The following is a 19,088-nucleotide window of genomic DNA, read 5'->3' on the forward strand; positions in this document are numbered from 1 at the left end:
ACGAGATGGGATTTTTGTTTTATTTCAATTTCTAAATTAGAACCAGAAATTATTCTTTATCAATATAGGTTTTATTTCCGTTTTTGTTAATGTAATACTTCCCTCCTTTTGGACCAGTATATACCTTTTTCCCGTTATAAGTTCCTGAAACCTTATCTTTTGCTGCCGTAGCTTTTTCTTTAACTGATGTAGCTTTCTCTTTTGTCACTGTGGTTTTCTCTTTCGTTGCAGTAGCTTTTTCTTTAGCTGTTTTCGCTTTTTCAGCAGCCATAGTAGTTGCCGCTTCTTTCTTGGCTTTCACCTCTTTTTTAACATCGCTAGTTACATCCTTTTTTTTCTTTTCAGCAGCTTCTTTTTTGGTCTTAGCTGCTTCGGTTAGTTTCTTTTTCTTATCTGCAGCAGTTGCTACTTTTTCTTTAGCTTCTTGATCGACTTTTTTCTTTTCGATAGCTACTTTTTCCTTTTTCTCTTTTAAAACTTTACTACCAGCAGCATCTTGAGCATAAAATGAACTAGAGCAAACCAAAAGGAAACAAAATAAAATCACATTTTTCATGATACTATAATTTTAAGATTAGATAATAAATTTACTCAACTTTAAAACACAAAACACAGTCTTTACAAAAAATTAACAAGTAATAAGAACAGAAGTTAAACTACTATAACTGAACAACAAAACACCAAATTAAAAACCCAATATTGAAATTAAATAAATTATTTCCAAAATATTGTAACTTTTTCAAATCTCATACGTATAACCAATTGTACACTTTAAAAATTGGGACAACAAAATCATGAGACAACTTAAAATCACCAAGCAGGTTACCAATCGTGAAACTGCTTCATTAGACAAATATTTACAAGAAATTGGAAAAGTTGACCTTATCACTGCTGACGAAGAAGTAGAATTAGCACAACGCATCAAAGCTGGAGATCAAAGAGCTCTTGAGAAATTGACAAAAGCCAATTTACGTTTCGTTGTTTCGGTAGCAAAACAATACCAAAATCAAGGATTAACACTTCCTGATTTAATTAACGAAGGAAACTTAGGTTTGATTAAAGCTGCACAACGTTTTGATGAAACTCGTGGTTTCAAATTCATCTCTTACGCTGTATGGTGGATTCGTCAATCTATTTTACAAGCTTTAGCTGAACAATCTCGTATTGTACGTTTGCCTTTAAACAAAATTGGTTCTATCAATAAAATCAACAAAATGTATGCTTTATTAGAACAATCTAATGAGCGTCCACCATCTGCTGAGGAAATTGCAAAAGAACTAGACATGACTGTAAATGACGTAAAAGAGTCTATGAAAAACTCTGGTCGTCACTTATCCATGGATGCTCCTCTTGTTGAAGGAGAAGATTCTAACCTTTATGACGTTTTACGTTCTGGTGAGTCTCCAAATCCTGACAGAGAATTAATCCACGAATCGTTACGTACTGAAATCGAACGTTCATTAGAAACATTAACTCCACGTGAGGCTGATGTAGTTCGTTTGTATTTTGGTCTTGGTGATCAACACCCAATGACTCTAGAAGAAATTGGAGAAACTTTTGACTTAACTCGTGAACGCGTGCGCCAAATTAAAGAAAAAGCCATCCGCAGATTAAAACATACTTCTAGAAGTAAAATCTTAAAAACATATTTAGGTTAATCCTCGCATTAATCTCTTAAAACTCCAGCTCAAAACTGGAGTTTTTTTATTTAATCAATTCCTATTACAAACCACAGCAGTTGATTAATCAAAAAACGAATGAAAAAACATTTGATTTTGTACCTTTGCAAAAAATTCAACACACAACACAACCATAATGAAAAACACACTTATTGCTCCATCAGTATTAGCTGCTGATTTTGCTAATCTGGAACGCGACATCAAAATGATTAATACTAGTGAAGCAGACTGGTTTCACATCGACATCATGGACGGTGTTTTTGTTCCTAATATTTCTTTCGGAATGCCAGTTTTAGAAGCCATCAAAAGACATGCTACAAAAACTATCGACGTACATTTGATGATTGTTGATCCAGATAGATATATTTCTACTTTCAAAAAATTAGGTGCTAATGTACTTACAGTTCACCTTGAAGCATGTACTCACTTACACAGAACCCTACAAGCCATCAAAGCAGAAGGGATGAAAGCGGGTGTAGCTTTAAATCCACATACTAATGTTGATTTACTGGAAGACGTTATCAACGATATAGACTTAGTTTGTATCATGAGTGTGAATCCTGGTTTTGGAGGACAATCTTTCATTGAAAACACCTACGATAAAATCAGAAAACTAAAAGCTTTAATCAACAAAAAAGGAGCTTCAACCATTATCGAAATTGACGGTGGAGTAACCAATAAAAATGCTGCTCAATTAGTAGAAGCCGGAGCTGACGTTCTGGTAGCTGGAAGCTATGTTTTTAGCGCTGCCGACCCAATTGCTACAGTCGCTGATTTGAAAAAAATCACTTCATTATAAAAAGTAAAAAAGTCCCAAAATTTTTTGGGACTTTTTTTATATCATAAATAATCAGATTAAACCATCATGAACTTTTTAATTTCTTTGTCGGAAATCTTAGGATTGGCTCCTTCGTGACCTGCGACCAATGTACCATTCATTAAATACTTCCTAATACAATAGGGGACCTCTTAGATTGACGTCCGGCACAACGGTCGCAATAGTTTAATAATTATAGCTTTTTGTAATGACAATCAAGTTGATACTATATTAATACAATTACCATATTTTTGAAATTTCATGAAACTCCATAGAGACCAATTTAATACTCCCATCTGAAAACAATGAGATATCATTATTTTCTGGTGAAAAAGCAAATTGTTCAGAATAAGAATAAATCCCTTCGTTAGCAAAAACCTCAAGTTGCCCCCAGTCAACAAGCATCCTTATTTTAATCCTATTTAACGCATTTGGTTTGAGCTCTTCATCAAGTAAAACATTACTCTTAACATGATAAGCAACCGTTTTATTGGCTATTTTGAATCCAAACTTTGAAGCAGTTGTATTTGTTAAATCAAATTCTGCAACAATTTCAAATTGTTTAGATTTTATAGAAGATAAAAGATTACTATCAGGACTAACAATTTGACTATCCCATTTGTTTTCATTTGAATACAAAGAAGCAATTTCATTTATAGGATTTCGTGTTATTCGCATTTGTCCGGCATAAGTTACCAGTCCAACCGAAACAGGGAAAGTGGCATTTCTTTTCCATATACTTTCGCCAAGACCTCCGTTCCAATGATCCATCCATGCAAGTTGAATAATTCTATTGTCATTATTAGGAAGACTTCCCAAAGTAAAGGTTTGAGCAGCATAAAAATCGTTTCCTAACGTCATTATTTGTGTTTTTTGTCCTGCATCCGGTTTAAAACTAGTCCCATCAAAATTACCTACCAGATAAGAGCCATTTGCATCCATTAAAATCCATTTCATATTGTTTTTATCCCCATCCAGTAGTAATTCAAATATGTCCGGACACTCAAAGCCAAAACCAATATTACTCAAAAAGGTCCAGTTGATCAAATCGGTTGACCCATAAAAAGTGGTACCCTTTTCATATATTGCCATTACCCATTTATTGCTTGGTTTATGAAAGAAAACACGCGGATCTCTTGGATCGGCACCTTTAGTAACATTCGCTACCGGATTTTTTTTATAATCGTGCCATGTGTTCCCTGAATCTATAGACCATGAAAGACATGTTCCAACTCCCGTACCTGTATAAATGGCAACAATTGCCTCTTTTTCTGTTCCGGTAATTTTTTGGGAAGCTTTACCTGAAACAACAACTGCACTTCCTGAAAAAACTTCATTACAGGCTGCATTTCTTATTGCAGCATCTGGTAAATCTGATTTGAGGGGAATCAACGCAATACCTTCATCTTTCCAATGTAATAAATCAGTCGAAGTTGCATACCCCCCATGTCTCACCTGTTCTCCCCATTGGTAAATCATATGATATTTGCCTCCCTGATAAACCAATCCATTAATATCATTCATCCAGCCTGTTTTAGGGCTAAAATGATACTGCCCTCGAAAATTTTCATTGTAATCCACTTTACCTTGCGGTTTAAACTGCCCATAAACAGTCACCTGCATTCCAATAAAAAGAATACATAAGATGTAAAAACCAAAATTGTTTATTTTATTCATCGTATTATTTATTATTAAAAAAATTGAACTTTAATTACTAAAACTATTTCAAGATGTAGCTAAGTTGACTAACCTTGAATTCCTTTTTAATCTTCTGTTGACAGCAAATGTTTTCAATATCATTCTTTGTTTTCTACTACTCAAAAAGTAGCTTAACACTTTATTCTACTTTGTTATATGCAAAAGGAAGAAATAAAGTATTATTGAAAAAAAAAAAAAAAAAAATTAAACCATCATAAACTTTTTAATCTCTTTATCCGAAATTTTAGGATTGGCTCCTTCGTGGCCTGCCACCAATGCACCAATGGCACAAGCATAATTCAACGATTTTTGTGGCGATTTGCCTCTCAACAATCTTATAATTAAAGATGCCAGAAAAGAATCTCCTGCCCCAACGGTATCCACTACTTTTATGAAATAACCGCTGTTGTAATAAAACTTATCATTGTAATACAAAACAGCACCAAAAGCCCCTTTGGTCACACAAACATGTTTTGTATTTGTTTTTTTAGCGATGAATTTAATGTTTTGTTCGAAAGAATGATACGGCGATTCTAATAATTGACTTATCTCATGCAGTTCTTCATCATTGAGCTTGATGAAATCAGCTTTAGACATTAATTCGAGAAGTACTTCTGCTGTATAATACGGCGCTCTCAAATTGGCATCCAAAACTTTATATTCAGCCTTATCTAAAAGACCATACAGTGTAGATCTGGAAACCTCATCACGGCATATCAAACTCCCAAAAACAAAGGCATCGGCTTCTGAAACTTTTTCATCCATTTCTTTTGTCGGTACAATTTTATCCCAGGAAGAAGGATAGTGAATGTCATAAGAAGCATTTCCTTTATCATTAACCATTACATGGACTACTCCTGTTTTATAATCTGCCCCAACTTGAATAGAATCAGAACTGACACCCTGCTCGTTTACAAAAGATAAAATTCCATCTCCATCTTCATCAGCTCCAACTCGACTTATCATCGTTGTTTTCACCCCTAAAGAATTCATTCGAAGGGCAACATTCAACGGAGCACCGCCTATTTTTTTATGCGTCGGAAAAAGATCCCATAAAACCTCGCCAAAGCAAACGACATTTAAAATATACTTTTTATCCATAATTAAAAAACCAAAAATTAAAGGCAAGTTTATTTACTTGCCTTTAAACATTAACCAAAAAAATTATTAAACTACATTAAAACTCATATTGAAAACTAAATAGACTTTATCGCTATTTAATTTATTTTGTCAGTAATGGAATACTATAAGTCGCATTTAAAGTCTGAGTAATCAATCCCCATTTTTGCCCTCTCATTCCATAAATTCGATTACTTAATGCCCCTTTTCCATTAACATATAAAATACAAACACTACCATCACAAACCAAGTCTAAATCATAGGTTTTCCCAGCTTCTATTGTTATCGGAACACGAGTAACCTCAACTGAATTAGTTCCTTTGACAAAATATCCGGCAATTCTGTTATTAGATGGTTCGAAAACTATTTTATAATAACTGTTAGACATATTATCTGACGCAAATACAAATCCAGTATTGCCAGTGTTGCCAGTATAGGACATCTGGGTATGGATTTTACTCGATTTCTCAAGTTTAGAAAATAGTAACACTGCAGGGGAATTACTTCCGTCTAAAGAAAAACTGCCTGTATTCTCAGTAACATCCCCTAAATTATCTTGAATTTCTAACTTGATAGGTGTTGTAAAATGATTTGAAACCGATTCGGGAATTTTCAGGCCTAAAGTACTGTCACTATTCTGTGTAAGTTCATAGGTTACCAAATTTCCAGCCCAATCCTTGTTTCCCAAATCGGTCTCAGAGGAACGACGTGCTGTCCATCCAAAAAGGTATCGCTTATTACCATCTGAAGCCGTTTTAGCAGCATATAGAAATTCTCCGTCTAACATTTCATTTTTAGGAGTAACCCAAGGACCATTTAATGATGTGGCCATACGGTAATGTGTCCCTTTAGTGTTACTCCAATTTTCAGAGAAGAACAAATACCAATAAGCTCCCATCTTAAAGATATCAGCACATTCCATCATCAGATAGTTCTCTGCAACTGTTGTTGTATAAATAGGATTCTGAACTACCCAATTGTTTACCGAAGGATCTGTTGTTATAAAATGCAATAACACTGCTTTATGTCCTGAATTAGTCATCGTACTAACTATCATGTGATATTTACTGTCTTCACTATTGTAAAACACATGTGGATCACGAAAATCATAATCATTATAGCCCACAGGAGCGGTAAGTTTAAATGATTTGATTTTTGTCCAATTCTTTAAATCTGGACTTGTAGCGCAAAGAACACTTTCCCTCGGATTATTTTGAAGAAAAGAAGCGATACCATTATTTCCGGTATAATAGAAATAATAAAGATTTCCAACTTTTACAACTGAGCCTGTACCAACACCAAAATCCGCTTCATTAGTCGTACCATAAGGAATCATTCGTCCATTATAATCAAAATTCACAAGATCAGAAGTTTCAAACTCTTGAATATCGTGATATCCTTTACCGGCTGGTTTATTCAAGGCATCATGCAGGAAAAACAGATGAAATTTTCCATTATCAAAATAAGGCATCACATCACCTACCCAACCCGTGGTATTATAGGAATCTGTTTCTCCCATCCAACCGACAGGCGGCTGGGGAAAAACGTTAGCTGTTCCGTAAATATCTGCTGTATTTATTTTAGTGATATCATCCTGGGCACAGGATATAAACATCATTGAAAAAATAGCAGCTATACAATATATTTTTTTCATCGTTTATTTATTAAAAATTATTTTAATGATCGGCTAAATAATTGATACTATTTTTAGTCAGTTGCTGAATGTTTCCTAAGAAACTATTTGCCTGACTCGGATTCCCGCTGGCATCTGCTTCATTATACCAGTCATAAGCTCCCATCGAGATTTCTACAACATTTATATTAGAAGCTCCCCCAGGAAATTCTGAAATAGTTACTCGTCCGTCAAGAGTATCATCCCAGTCTTCACTGGCAAGGTTATTACCTCCAGTTTGTGATCTCCAACCTGCACCATTTACATATCCTCCCCATTCCGGTATAAACCACCATGCAGTATGATTTAATCTAAAAGTACCGCTTTGGAGTAATTTAGCTTTACCCGTTTCAAAAGTTTGAAGATTTTGAAAAATAGGGTGATTTTCATGTCCTTTGAAAGACATTCCCCATGAATTTGCATCAACCCATCCACCAGGAGGAAAATCCCCCCAAACATTATTTGGTCCTTTTCCTGCAGGAACAATTCCAAGGGCATCTACATATTGAGAAGCGAAAGAAGTCAATAATAAATTCCCCCCAGAAGTACGGTAATTTTTTAGTGCCGTTATCACATTGTTACTTAAAGCAATAGTAGGTAAGTTTATGGCTGCATCATGATGCCACCAGATAACATTAAAATTAGCTAAATTAGCCCCTCCGCTAATTTCATCAAAAGAGATGTAAGTTACATTTGAAAAATTATTAAACAACCAGTCAGATGCTGCTTTCTCATCAAGATTAGTAATTCCTTGACGTGTAGCTGCAGTCCCTAGAAAAGCAACCGAAATCCCTGTTACCGGAGTCGATACTGTTGCTGTGTACTTTACAGAAATTGAACCTGAAGTTATTGTATAAATTACTGGAGAAGAAAAATTGATTGCCACTCCAGATGTAGGACTAATAGAAACTCCTGTTGACAATTCTATCACTGGAGTTAATGAAGTCAAATTAGTCCCTCCAGGCAGAGTCATCATAATGGTTTTATTTGCATTATTGATTGTTGCTTCAACGTTATTAATTTTAAAACTTAATATTGGATTCAAAACCACTACGTTTACCACATAGTCCTTATATAGATTTCCATTTATTACACGAATATATACTGGATTTGTAAAATCGATAGCCGTTCCCAATCCAGGATTAATTGATGCCCCTGCCGGAATGACAATTTCAGGAACCGCTGTTGTAACAGTTGAACCGTAAGGGAGTGTCAAGGTAATCTGTTTAGTTTTTTGATTAATTGTAGCATCTATACCATTTACCTTGAATGATGTTATACTAACGTCTACGTTAGTCTCTAAACCGTTTTTATCAAAATTGTCACTGCTGCATGAAATGGTCAGCATACAAAAAAGCATTGCGATTGCTGTCAAGCAATTTATTATAATTCTTTTCATAATTTATTTTTTAGATATTGATTCGTATTTAGTTAATAACCTGTGTTTTGTTGATACAACCCCTGGCTGAAATTAATTTGAGAAAGTGGTATCGGACAATATTCTTCTTTATTTTTATCAAAATGGGCCTCATTAAAAAACGAACGCTTTGTTTTCTCGATATTATAATAATTGTTTAAAGTTTGATCCGCAATACCCCAACGTACTAAGTCGAAAAAACGATTTCCTTCCATTGCAAATTCTAAACGGCGTTCCCATCGTAATGCCTGACGTGCATATCCTTGTGTCCAAGTACAATTTGTACCATTTATGTATTCGGCAATTTTAACATTACTGTCATAAGCTGAAGTAAATTTGTTGCTTTGTGATGCACGATGGCGAATCTGATTTATTAGTGGTAATGCTTCATTATGTTGTCCTAATTCAATGTATGCCTCAGCTCTCATTAATATAACATCGGCATATCTAATTTGGATTCTATTTTTTGTATTCCCATAAAAAGGATCTACGTTAATCAAACAACCGCAAGCAGGATCCACATTCTCTTTTAGTGAAGCATAATTCCCATAGGCATCTGGCGAACGGTTCCAGTTCTCCTGAAATGTTAAATCAGCACTATATTTCCAAGGTAATCCGGGAATTGCCACTGTATGATATAATCTTGGATCTACATCATAATTGCTAATTTGTTTATAATTTAAATCTGCATTGTTATACGTATCAAACATTGGTAATCCATCAGCCGAAGTCTTAAATGCATTAACCAAATTTTGGCTCGGTTTATGGAAATCACAACAACCTATACCTTGAGGTGTAGCCAATACATCCGAATAATTAATTCGACCATGAAGTGTTCCATCATTAGCAGAATATTGAATAGCAAAAATTGATTCCTTACCATTTTCGTATTCACCAGGCATAAAATTATTACCAAAATCAGATTCAAGTTGTGCTTTTCCGATTACTTGATCGGTTGCATCAATAACTTGTTGAAGTCTTTCGTGGTTTATGCTAACTACATTATAATTATCATCTTGTTGATAAGCCTGATATAAACGTACTTTTGCCAAATAAGAATAAGCTGCTAACTTTGTTGCACGACCAACCTCAGGCTGTGTTTGTGGAAGTTTATCTGCCGCTGCTTGAAAATCTGCTGCAATTGCATCCCATAATTGGTCATTAGTCAATTCACGATTTGAAATTTTAGCATAATCGGCAATAGGGGTCTCTTCTGTTACATACGGAACATTTCTATACATTATTTTAAGCATAAAGTAAAAATGACCTCTCAAAAAACGCATCTCAGCTTCTCTGGTTTCTTTAAGAGGATATTGCTCTTTTGTTAATAGATTCAAAGCCGCCAGTGCTTTATTTGCTCTTGAAATCCCTACATAACTTATGTACCAAAAACGATCCAATTCGCCAAAATCAGAACGAATATTATTAGATACTTCAAAAAAATGAAAGGCCTGAATATCATTTGGCCCACTTCCTCCCTTATATGCATCATCTGAACGGACATTCCCATAAGGCCATAGACTAAAAGGAGTATCGTAATGATCATTCCCTAACGATGAATAAGCGGCATTCATAAATCCATCTACATTTTCAGGAGTCACCAGCACATCTTGTGAAAGCACCCCTTTTGGATTCTCTACTAAATAATCAGCAGAACAGGAAGATATAGTTATCAGGATTATAAGTCCTAAAACAGAATATATTTTTTTCATAATATTTAATTTTTATAGAGATACATTTAATCCAACTGTGAAAGTTCTTGGTTGTGGATAACCAAATCCAGCATTTTCAGGGTCTACACCTGTAAAATCTGATGCTTTAAGTGTCCAAAGATTTTGTCCGCTTAAATAAACTCTAAAACTATCCATTTTAAATTTCGATGCTGTTTCTTTTGGTAAAGTATAACCAAACTGAACTACACGTAACTTTAAGTAGCGTCCGTTTTCAACAAAATATGTTGAAAACCTGGACTCAGCATTTTTATCAGTAGTTGAAATAGCCGGTATCGTTGAATTTGGATTAGAAGGAGACCAAGCATTTAACAATCTTATTCCTTTATTTGAACCGACATCATCTACACTCCAGAAATCCGTTTGATATTTTTTTTGATTAACTACATCAACATTTCCAATACCCTCAAAAAATGTAGAAACATCAAAATTTTTATAATTAAGACTGATATTAAGTCCATAGGCATAATCCGGATTTGGATTTCCAATCCAAGTTCTGTCTTTGTCATTGATAACATTATCATTATTCAAATCCTTATAACGGATACGACCAAGACCTTTTCCTTCTTGAATAGCGGAATTGAAAACTTCATCTTCAGTACGGAATAAACCATCTGCTACATAACCATACATTGAGTTTAATGGTCGACCAAGTATATTGTCAGTAGTTCCATTACCTCCATAATTATTTTGTACTGAGGGTGGCAAATAGGTAATTCTATTCTTATTCATCGAAAGATTAGCATTAATCTCATATTTTAATCCCCATGAAGTTGCATCATTATAGCCCAAAGAAAATTCCCATCCTTTATTTTCCATGGATGCCCCGTTTATCCATCGGTTTCCACCTTCTCCAATAACTCCAAGATACGGTGGCATCACAAGAATATCTTTGGTGCTTTTAAAATAATAATCGATAGAACCTGATAATTTTTGGTTGAACAAACCATAATCTAACCCTACATTAGTTTGTGTGGTTGTTTCCCATTTTAAGTCATTATTTCCGGTTTGAATAGCAATAAAACCTGAATTCAATATACCGCTTCCCGCTCCAGAGATGTCATAAGCAGTTCCAAAAGAAGTTCCCCAGGTTGGATCTCCTCCAGCATAATTTGCTAAATAAAGAGAGTATATTGCTGTATTGCTGATTTCTTGATTACCAGTCTGTCCCCATCCTGCACGTAATTTAAGATCTGAAACAAATTTTGCATTATTTTTTATAAAATCTTCTTGAGCAATTCTCCATCCTGCTGAAAATGCAGGGAACGTACCAAATTGATTATTTTTACCAAAACGCGAGGAACCATCATGACGCAAAGTTGCTGAGAAAAGATATTTTTTATCAAAATCATATTCTATTTTCCCAAAATAAGATAATAGACTGTAACTTGTAGCTCCTCCTCCAGTATAGGATTTCCCTGTTCCGGCATCTGGATACATATAATCAGGCGATTCGATTATGAAGTCATCTTTTCTAAGCCAGGTATTTGCAAAGTCATCTTTATACATCTCTGTACCTGCCAAAACATTGAAATTATTTCTTCCCAATGAAAATTTATAAGTTACCGTATTAGACCACGTAAATTTATCGCTAGTAGATTGATCAATACTTACGGAATTTTGATCGTTTTTCAAATAACCCGAAACATAGCTGCGCTGTAATGATTTTTTATAAAAACTACCGTAATCAATCCCAAAATTTGTTTTAACATTTAACCCTTTTATTATTTGCAAATCGGCATAAGCATTTCCAAAAAGACGCAAATATTTATATCCATTGTCTTTGTTGTATTCTAATAATCTTACTGGATTTTGTCTATCATTCATTCCTCCTACCGGACCACCCCAACCTAATCCATCAACAGTATGAACAGGAATTAATGGAAGTGCGCGTAATGCCGGATCTAACACCCCTGGCTCTGTAACTTCATTCGTTCTATTGATTGTGAAATTTTCACCGATAGTTAAATTATTATTCAAAAGTTTATAAGAACTGTTCATACGTCCAGACACACGTTTAAATTCACTGGTTTTCACTATGCCCTTATTGTCATAATAATCAACAGAAAAAAGATAATTCCCTTTTTCAGTACCATTGGACACTGCTAAATCATATGAATCAGCTATTCCTGTTTGGGAAATTTCATTATACCAATCCGTATTTGAAGACTTTAGGGTCTGAGCGTTATCCAAGTATTCCGGCACCAATACTTTATTCAGTTTTGGAGTTCCATCAACGACTCCCCAATCAAATTGGTAACTTAAATTATTATTGTTGGGATTAAGGCCATCATTAATATTAGCTTGCCAAAGTGCTTGTCCATATTGTTCTGAATTAAGTACCTTTAAACGATTAGCGTAAGTAGAAAATGAAGTGTATTTATTAAAATTTATACGCATTATTCCCGATTTACCTTTTTTGGTTGTAATTATAATAACCCCATTTGAAGCTCGAGATCCATAAATACTTGCTGATGAAGCATCTTTTAGAACTTGTATCGTTTCTATATCATTAGGATTAAGCTCATGCATCCCTGATTTTGTCGGAACACCATCAATAACAAGTAATGGTGTCGTATTTCCAAGAGTCCCTACTCCTCGAATAAGTACTGAAGTATTAGAACCACTTGGGGAACCATCTGAAGATATTTTTACTCCAGCGAGTCTTCCTTGTAATGCTTTAAGAGGATTGGGTTCCACTTGCTTATTAAGTTGTCCCATATCAACAACTGCAACAGCTCCTGTTATGTCAGCTTTCTTTTGTGATGTATATCCCACCACAACTACTTCATTTAATTGTTGATTGCCAGACACCAATTTAACATTAATGATACTGGTATTTTTAATTGCAATCGATTGAGAAACATAGCCTATAAAACTAAATTCAAGAGTATCAGAACCTTTTAGGCCTTCTATGCTATATTTCCCATCAAAGTCTGTGGTTGTACTTTTATTCGTTCCAGAAACTTGAACTGTTACGCCAGGCATAGGCAAGCCGTCATCTAAAGAGACAATTGTCCCTTTTACCCCAAAATTCTGTGCATTCATTACCAATATCGGGCAAAGAAAAAAGAGAAAAAGAAAAATTTTGTTTTTCATAATTAATGTGGTTTTTAAATTATAACTGGTTAATAATTAGATTTTTATTTCTGTTTTCGCTATCGATGATGCCTTAAAATCAGTAAAAGGCTGAGTAGATAAGAAAATTTCCGCAATTACTTTTTCTCCATTAGGACAATGGAATAGTCTAAATAATATTTTTTTACTTGTTCCTGGCATAATTTATCTTTTTATTAATTTTTCACTTAATTCTTCAAGAGAAATCCCTTTAGTTTCCGGCATTAAAAAGGCCACAAACAAAAGTTGAAAAACCATCATTGCCGCAAAAAATAAAAACACTACACCTGGTCCAATTGAGGAAAATAAAAATGGAATTAGTGATGGGATTACAGCTGCCAAAACCCAATGGGTTGTACTTCCAAAAGATTGTCCTGAAGCGCGGAGGTGATTTGGAAAAATCTCTGAAATAAAAACCCATATAACTGCTCCTTGTCCAATTGCATGTGAGGCAATAAACAAAAACAAAAATGTTGGCACAGCCATTCCTTCCCATTTTAAAAAGAAAGCTATAGAAACAAGACTAAGTGAGATAATGTAACCTATAGAACCGATATACATTAATATTTTCCTTCCTAATCGGTCAATTAAAAAGACTCCCAATAAAGTAAACATCAAATTAACAACACCAATACCTATGCTGCTTAGTAAAGCTGTACTTTCACCTAATCCAGCTTCTTGAAAAATTCTAGGGGAATAATATAGAAAAGCATTAATACCGGATAACTGATTAAAAAAAGCCATTAAAAAAGCCAAGATTAAAGGAGTACGATATTTTTTTAGAAAGATATTATCATTTGTAGTCGCTGCATTTTTATTGTCGAGTTCTATTTCCTTTTTCAATTGTTCGTAGTCGGCTTCTTGTCCCATTAAAACCAACACTTTTCGGGCTTCCTCATTTCTGGATTTAGACAATAACCATCTTGGACTTTTGGGTATACTAAAAATAAACAGGGTATAAATAAAAGAAGGAAAGGCTTGTACCCCCATCATCCATCTCCAAGAATTCTCTCCTGTATTTCTTAACAAATAATTGGAAAGGAAGGCAACCAAAATACCTAAAACAATATTAAATTGATAAAATGCCACCAATTTACCTCTGTCTTTAGCTGGTGCAATTTCAGAAATATATGCTGGAGCTGCAATCGTAGAGGCTCCTACACCCAAACCTCCTATTAGTCTAAAAGCAGCAAAAACAAATGGATTATTGGAGAAGGCAGAACCTATCGCCGAAATAAAGAATAAAATCCCTATCCATAATAAGGTATTTTTTCTTCCTATTTTATTGGTTGGTATTCCTCCGAAAACAGCTCCAATAACAGTACCCCAAAGTGCCATTCCCATAACCACCGTCCCATGAAAGGTATCTGAAGAATGCCATAATAATTGTAATTTTTTATCCGCTCCTGAAATTACAACGGTATCAAACCCAAAAAGAAATCCGGCCAATGATGCTATTAAAGACCAAACAATAATTTTTTTCATTATCTTAAAACATTAAATTCAATTGCTAAGATATCTGTAAAAATTATGCTTGTATTTTGAGTATGTTACGATTTCATACAATATTATCACCCTCTATTTTTTAACACACAAAATACTAACAATCAATAGGTTACGCTAAAGTTGCTTTTTATTAAACTTATAATTATTTCAATTCTGTATCATGAATTTCAATCCTATAACAAATTAAAATTCGAAAAAAAGATGATATAAAAATTAAACCTACTTTATATCCGTTTTATATTCCTTAGGTGTGATTCCAAATTTATTTTTGAAGGAAGTTGAAAAATAACTTGGAGTTGAAAAACCAACTGCGTAAGCAATTTCAGAAATTGTTTTATTAGTTTTTTTGAGCATTTCTTTTGATATTTCTAATCTAACATTATTGATATGATCATTAACTCCAATTCCCAAAATTGCTTTTACTTTACGGTACAATTGTATTCTTGAAATATTTAGATTGGCACCAAGATTATCTACAGTATAAGCAGAATTGCTCAAGTTCATTTCAATAAATTGATTCATTTTTTTTAAAAAACCCTGTTCTGACATGCCAAAACTATCTGACTGAACGCTTGAAATAGTATTGGAATAATAAAAACGTAATTTCTCTCTATTAAAAAGTAATCCCTTTATTGATTGCGATAAAACTTTTAAATCAAAAGGTTTAGTTAGGAAAATATCTGCTCCACTTTCTAAGGCTTTTAAATAGGAATCTTGTTCATCTGAAGCGGTCAAGATTAGTATGGGTATATGAGAGGTTAGTAAATCTTTCTTTAAAAATTCACAAATTTGATAACCATTTTTATCTGGTAAATTCAAATCACAAATAATTATATCCGGAATTAATTCTAGTGCTCTTTCTATTGCATTAGTTCCGTCAGAGGTATAAAAAGTATATTCTGAAGAAAATTTATAGGAAACAAAATCCAATAACTCTTTATTATCCTCAATATAAAGTACAGAATATTTATCTTCATTTTTATTAGGTTCTGAAATCTCAATTACATCTAAATCTAAATAATCCGATTGATGAACCAAATTTAAAACCGGTTCCTTAATGATTGATTTTTTGTCAAGATGTGCTTTGCCTAATGGTAACAAAATAATGAATTCAGTCCCTTTTTTTGATTTAACATCAATGGTTCCTTTATGAAGTTCTATAAATTTTTTTGATAAATGTAGTCCAATACCTGAGCTAATTTTATAATTATTTGAACCTTGATAAAAAGCATTAAAAACCTCTTTCAATTCATTTTCAGGAATTCCCATTCCGGAATCCTTAAAACTTATTTCAACAACATTATTGGTTTTATCTTCTTTGATTGTAATCGAAATTTTACCTTTATCAGGGGTAAATTTAAAGGCATTTGATAATAAATTAAAATATACTTTATCCATTAAATTTTGATCAATATAAATTTCTAATTCTGGATTATTTATTATCAAAGTAAAATCTATATTTTTTTTCTTCGCCACTTTATCAAAATCATCAACTATATTTTTAGAAAAATCTAATATATTGGTTATTGATGCTCTAAGTTTAAATTTCCTCTCTTCTGTTTTTCTATAATCTAATAGCTGATTAATCAACCTTAATAATCTCCTAGAATTGTTATACATTAAATTAATTTCTTTATTGACTAAAACACCTTTATTTTTTAATTCATTTCCTAGAGATTCAATGGAACTTAATATTAATGTTAATGGCGTTTTAAACTCATGGGATAAGCCCGTGAGAAGGCTCAGTCTAGCTTCATTGCTTTCCTTTAATTCTTCTGCATATTTTTCTATTTCATTTCTTTGGCTGATTATTTTTTCAACCATCAATTCTAATTCTTTCTTTTTACGACTAATTATTATCCTTGAATAGATACTGTATATGGCTAAACCAAGGAGCAATATTGATAGGAACAATACTATTTTCAGCAGATTACGTTGAGTTGAATATTTATTTACCTGATCTTTTATAACATTCTGCTGTTCTTCTATATCTGATTGCTGGATTGATATCTTATCAAATTGATTACTCATAATATCTGCATTAAGAGTGTCTATCAATATCGTATTCAACTTATTATTTTTAGGAACAATCTCATTACTAGCTAACTTTAAAGCTAATTTAATAGCATCACTTCCTCCTGTTGGGTATAAAACCGTAGCTTCTAGAATTCCATCTTTAACCAACTGAATTCCCCCATTAGGGCCATTCAATCCATCTACACCAACAAATTTGATTTTTTTGTCTAATCCTTTCCCTTTAGCAATCTTCCAGGCATTATAGGCGACAATATCATTAAAAGCAAAAACATAATCTATTTTATTTAGACTATCTAAAATTTTTATATAATCATCTTTAGGCCTTCCATAATTATCCGCAACAATACTGATTAACTTAATACCTGGATATTGTTTTATTATTTGTCTAAATCCTAAACTTCGTTCAGAACCTGGAGTTGTTGTTGCTTCACCTCTTATCTCTAATACATTCGCATTGCCTTTTGACAAGGAAACAATATTTCTTCCTGCTATGCGACCTACTTCTATATTATCAGCCCCCAAATATGCCTTGTAATTTGAAGTATTTACTTTTCTATCAACTAGAATCACAGGAATTCCTTCTGCCTTTGCCTTTTCAATTACAGGGACAATAGAATCCGACTCAAAAGGTGAAATAATGATAACATCCATTTTATCTTCAATCATTCTTTCTATATCTCTAATTTGATTTTTTGCTTTCCGATTAGCATTATAAACCTTTAGATTTATCTCTGAATGGAGTGATGCCTCTATTCCCATTTCATGTTCCATTGATTTTCTCCAAATATCATTGTCAATGCATTGCGAAAATCCAATATTAACTGTGGCTTTTTCTTCTTCGGATAATTTACATGAATTAAGTATAAATAGGAAAATTGACAATACTATCAAGCGGGATTTTCTTAACATAGAAATTTAATTAATTGATTATAATGTGAATTAAGAGTCGAATAAACACAAGAAAGAAACATCTTTCAAACTATTCGTTTTAAACACTGATTATCAGCACATTTTAAATGTACCTTACATACTTTTAAACATATGATAATTCAGACTAAGGCTCTAAAATTAGTAAAAATATACCCATCAATCTGTGAGGAATTTGAAAAAGATTTAAAATACCCTTGCAGTCGATTTAGAGATAATAACAAATCCGATTTAACAGACCAAGAAATTATGACAATTTATCTATTTGTTATTAAAGAAGAACAAAGATTTACTGTTAAGCAGATACAATAAATAAATTTGCCTGTGATTATTTACGTTCTTGATTTCATTATCTTAGTTTTTATTCTGCATTTTTCTAATCGTTAGAAACATTTGTCAGAATCATTTAGAATTCTTTTGAGTTCACCTTTAATAATATAAAATTTGAAAGCCCAAAATTTATTCGTTTAGAAATATGTAAAAAGCAAAAAAGCCCCAAAAAATTTGGGACTTTTTTTATACCATAAATCATCTGATTAAACCATCATGAACTTTTTTATTTCTTTTTGGGAAATATCAGGGTTGGCTCCTTCTTGACCTGCCACTAATGCACCAATAGCACAGGCATAATTCAATGATTTTTGTGGCGATTTGCCTCTCAACAATCTTATAATTAAAGATGCCAGAAAAGAATCTCCTGCCCCAACGGTATCCACTACTTTTATGAAATAACCACTATTGTAATAAAACTTATCATTGTAATACAAAACAGCACCAAAGGCACCCTTGGTCACACAAACATGCTTTGTATTTGTTTTTTTAGCAATAAATTTAATGTTTTGTTCGAAAGAATGATACGGCGATTCTAATAACTGGCTTATCTCATGTAGTTCTTCATCATTGAGCTTAATAAAAATCAGTCTTAGACATTAATTCCAGAAGTACTTCTGCCGTATAATATGGCGCTCTCAAATTGGCATCCAAAACTTTATATTCTGCCTTATCTAAAAGACCATACAGCGTCGCTCTGGAAACCTCATCACGGCAAATTAAACTCCCAAAAACAAAGGCATCGGCTTCTGAAACTTTTTCATCCATCTCTTTTGTCTGCAAAATTTTATCCCAGGAAGAAGGATAGTGAATATCATAGGATGCATTTCCTTTATCATTAACCATTACATGAACTACTCCTGTTTTATAATCTGCCCCTACTTGAATATAATCAGAACTGACTCCCTGTTCATTTACAAAAGACAGAATTCCATTTCCGTCTTCATCAGCACCAACACGACTTTTAAGAACGTTCGTTTTTAAGAAACACTTTGCAGAGCTGGTCTAATAAACCCAAAAACTACTTTTCTCCAATCAC

Annotated in this window: 14 protein-coding genes; 2 read left to right on the plus strand and 12 right to left on the minus strand. The window is 33.3% G+C overall.

Translation table 11 applies throughout. From position 1 onward, the window contains the following. Positions 1-49 precede the first annotated feature (49 nt). The gene (locus tag GTZ96_RS12290; RefSeq protein WP_161644214.1) at positions 50-556 is read right to left on the minus strand and encodes a hypothetical protein; all 507 of its coding nucleotides are present in this window, start codon (positions 554-556) and stop codon (positions 50-52) included. A gap of 238 nt (positions 557-794) precedes the next feature. Between GTZ96_RS12290 and GTZ96_RS12295 the strand changes: the two genes are divergently transcribed. Both GTZ96_RS12295 and rpe read left to right on the plus strand, forming a co-directional pair. Further along, positions 795-1,658 carry a sigma-70 family RNA polymerase sigma factor gene (locus tag GTZ96_RS12295; RefSeq protein ID WP_007804760.1) on the plus strand — a complete coding sequence of 288 codons (864 nt, stop codon included), beginning with the start codon at positions 795-797 and terminating at the stop codon, positions 1,656-1,658. Positions 1,659-1,815: 157 nt separating this feature from the next. After that, entirely contained in the window at positions 1,816-2,478 is a 663-nt protein-coding gene (gene rpe / locus GTZ96_RS12300; protein WP_161644215.1) for a ribulose-phosphate 3-epimerase, read from the plus strand. A 258-nt stretch (positions 2,479-2,736) separates the two neighbouring features. Here the strand turns inward: rpe and GTZ96_RS12305 are convergent, their stop codons facing one another. From GTZ96_RS12305 to GTZ96_RS18335, 11 genes are all read right to left on the minus strand, one after another. Beyond that, complete coding sequence (locus GTZ96_RS12305) at positions 2,737-4,173, minus strand: glycoside hydrolase family 32 protein (RefSeq protein WP_161644216.1); 1,437 nt, start codon at positions 4,171-4,173, stop codon at positions 2,737-2,739. 225 nt (positions 4,174-4,398) lie between these two features. Then, a complete protein-coding gene (locus GTZ96_RS12310) occupies positions 4,399-5,295 on the minus strand; it encodes a carbohydrate kinase family protein (protein ID WP_161644217.1) in 897 nt (298 codons plus the stop codon). 121 nt (positions 5,296-5,416) lie between these two features. Next, on the minus strand, positions 5,417-6,967 hold the full coding sequence (locus GTZ96_RS12315; protein WP_161644218.1) for a glycoside hydrolase family 32 protein: 1,551 nt from the start codon (positions 6,965-6,967) through the stop codon (positions 5,417-5,419). 22 nt (positions 6,968-6,989) lie between these two features. Beyond that, positions 6,990-8,384 (minus strand): DUF4960 domain-containing protein, encoded by a 1,395-nt coding sequence (locus GTZ96_RS12320; protein WP_161644219.1) that lies wholly within the window; start codon positions 8,382-8,384, stop codon positions 6,990-6,992. Positions 8,385-8,416: 32 nt separating this feature from the next. Continuing rightward, on the minus strand, positions 8,417-10,114 hold the full coding sequence (locus GTZ96_RS12325; RefSeq protein WP_161644220.1) for a RagB/SusD family nutrient uptake outer membrane protein: 1,698 nt from the start codon (positions 10,112-10,114) through the stop codon (positions 8,417-8,419). 12 nt (positions 10,115-10,126) lie between these two features. Then, entirely contained in the window at positions 10,127-13,231 is a 3,105-nt protein-coding gene (locus GTZ96_RS12330; RefSeq protein WP_161644221.1) for a SusC/RagA family TonB-linked outer membrane protein, read from the minus strand. Positions 13,232-13,267: 36 nt separating this feature from the next. Next, complete coding sequence (locus GTZ96_RS12335) at positions 13,268-13,411, minus strand: hypothetical protein (RefSeq protein ID WP_161644222.1); 144 nt, start codon at positions 13,409-13,411, stop codon at positions 13,268-13,270. A 3-nt stretch (positions 13,412-13,414) separates the two neighbouring features. After that, positions 13,415-14,734 carry a sugar porter family MFS transporter gene (locus tag GTZ96_RS12340; RefSeq protein WP_161644223.1) on the minus strand — a complete coding sequence of 440 codons (1,320 nt, stop codon included), beginning with the start codon at positions 14,732-14,734 and terminating at the stop codon, positions 13,415-13,417. 240 nt (positions 14,735-14,974) lie between these two features. Then, positions 14,975-17,701, minus strand: coding sequence for a substrate-binding domain-containing protein (locus GTZ96_RS12345; protein ID WP_161644224.1), 2,727 nt, complete (start codon positions 17,699-17,701; stop codon positions 14,975-14,977). Between the two features lie 554 nt (positions 17,702-18,255). Next, the gene (locus GTZ96_RS18330; protein ID WP_235972974.1) at positions 18,256-18,639 is read right to left on the minus strand and encodes a carbohydrate kinase family protein; all 384 of its coding nucleotides are present in this window, start codon (positions 18,637-18,639) and stop codon (positions 18,256-18,258) included. Continuing rightward, complete coding sequence (locus tag GTZ96_RS18335) at positions 18,626-18,979, minus strand: carbohydrate kinase family protein (protein ID WP_317168905.1); 354 nt, start codon at positions 18,977-18,979, stop codon at positions 18,626-18,628. Before GTZ96_RS18335 ends, GTZ96_RS18330 begins: the two co-directional genes overlap by 14 nt. Positions 18,980-19,088: the final 109 nt, after the last annotated feature.

The organism is Flavobacterium undicola, assembly GCF_009909155.2.
GTDB classification, from domain to species: Bacteria; Bacteroidota; Bacteroidia; order Flavobacteriales; family Flavobacteriaceae; genus Flavobacterium; species Flavobacterium undicola.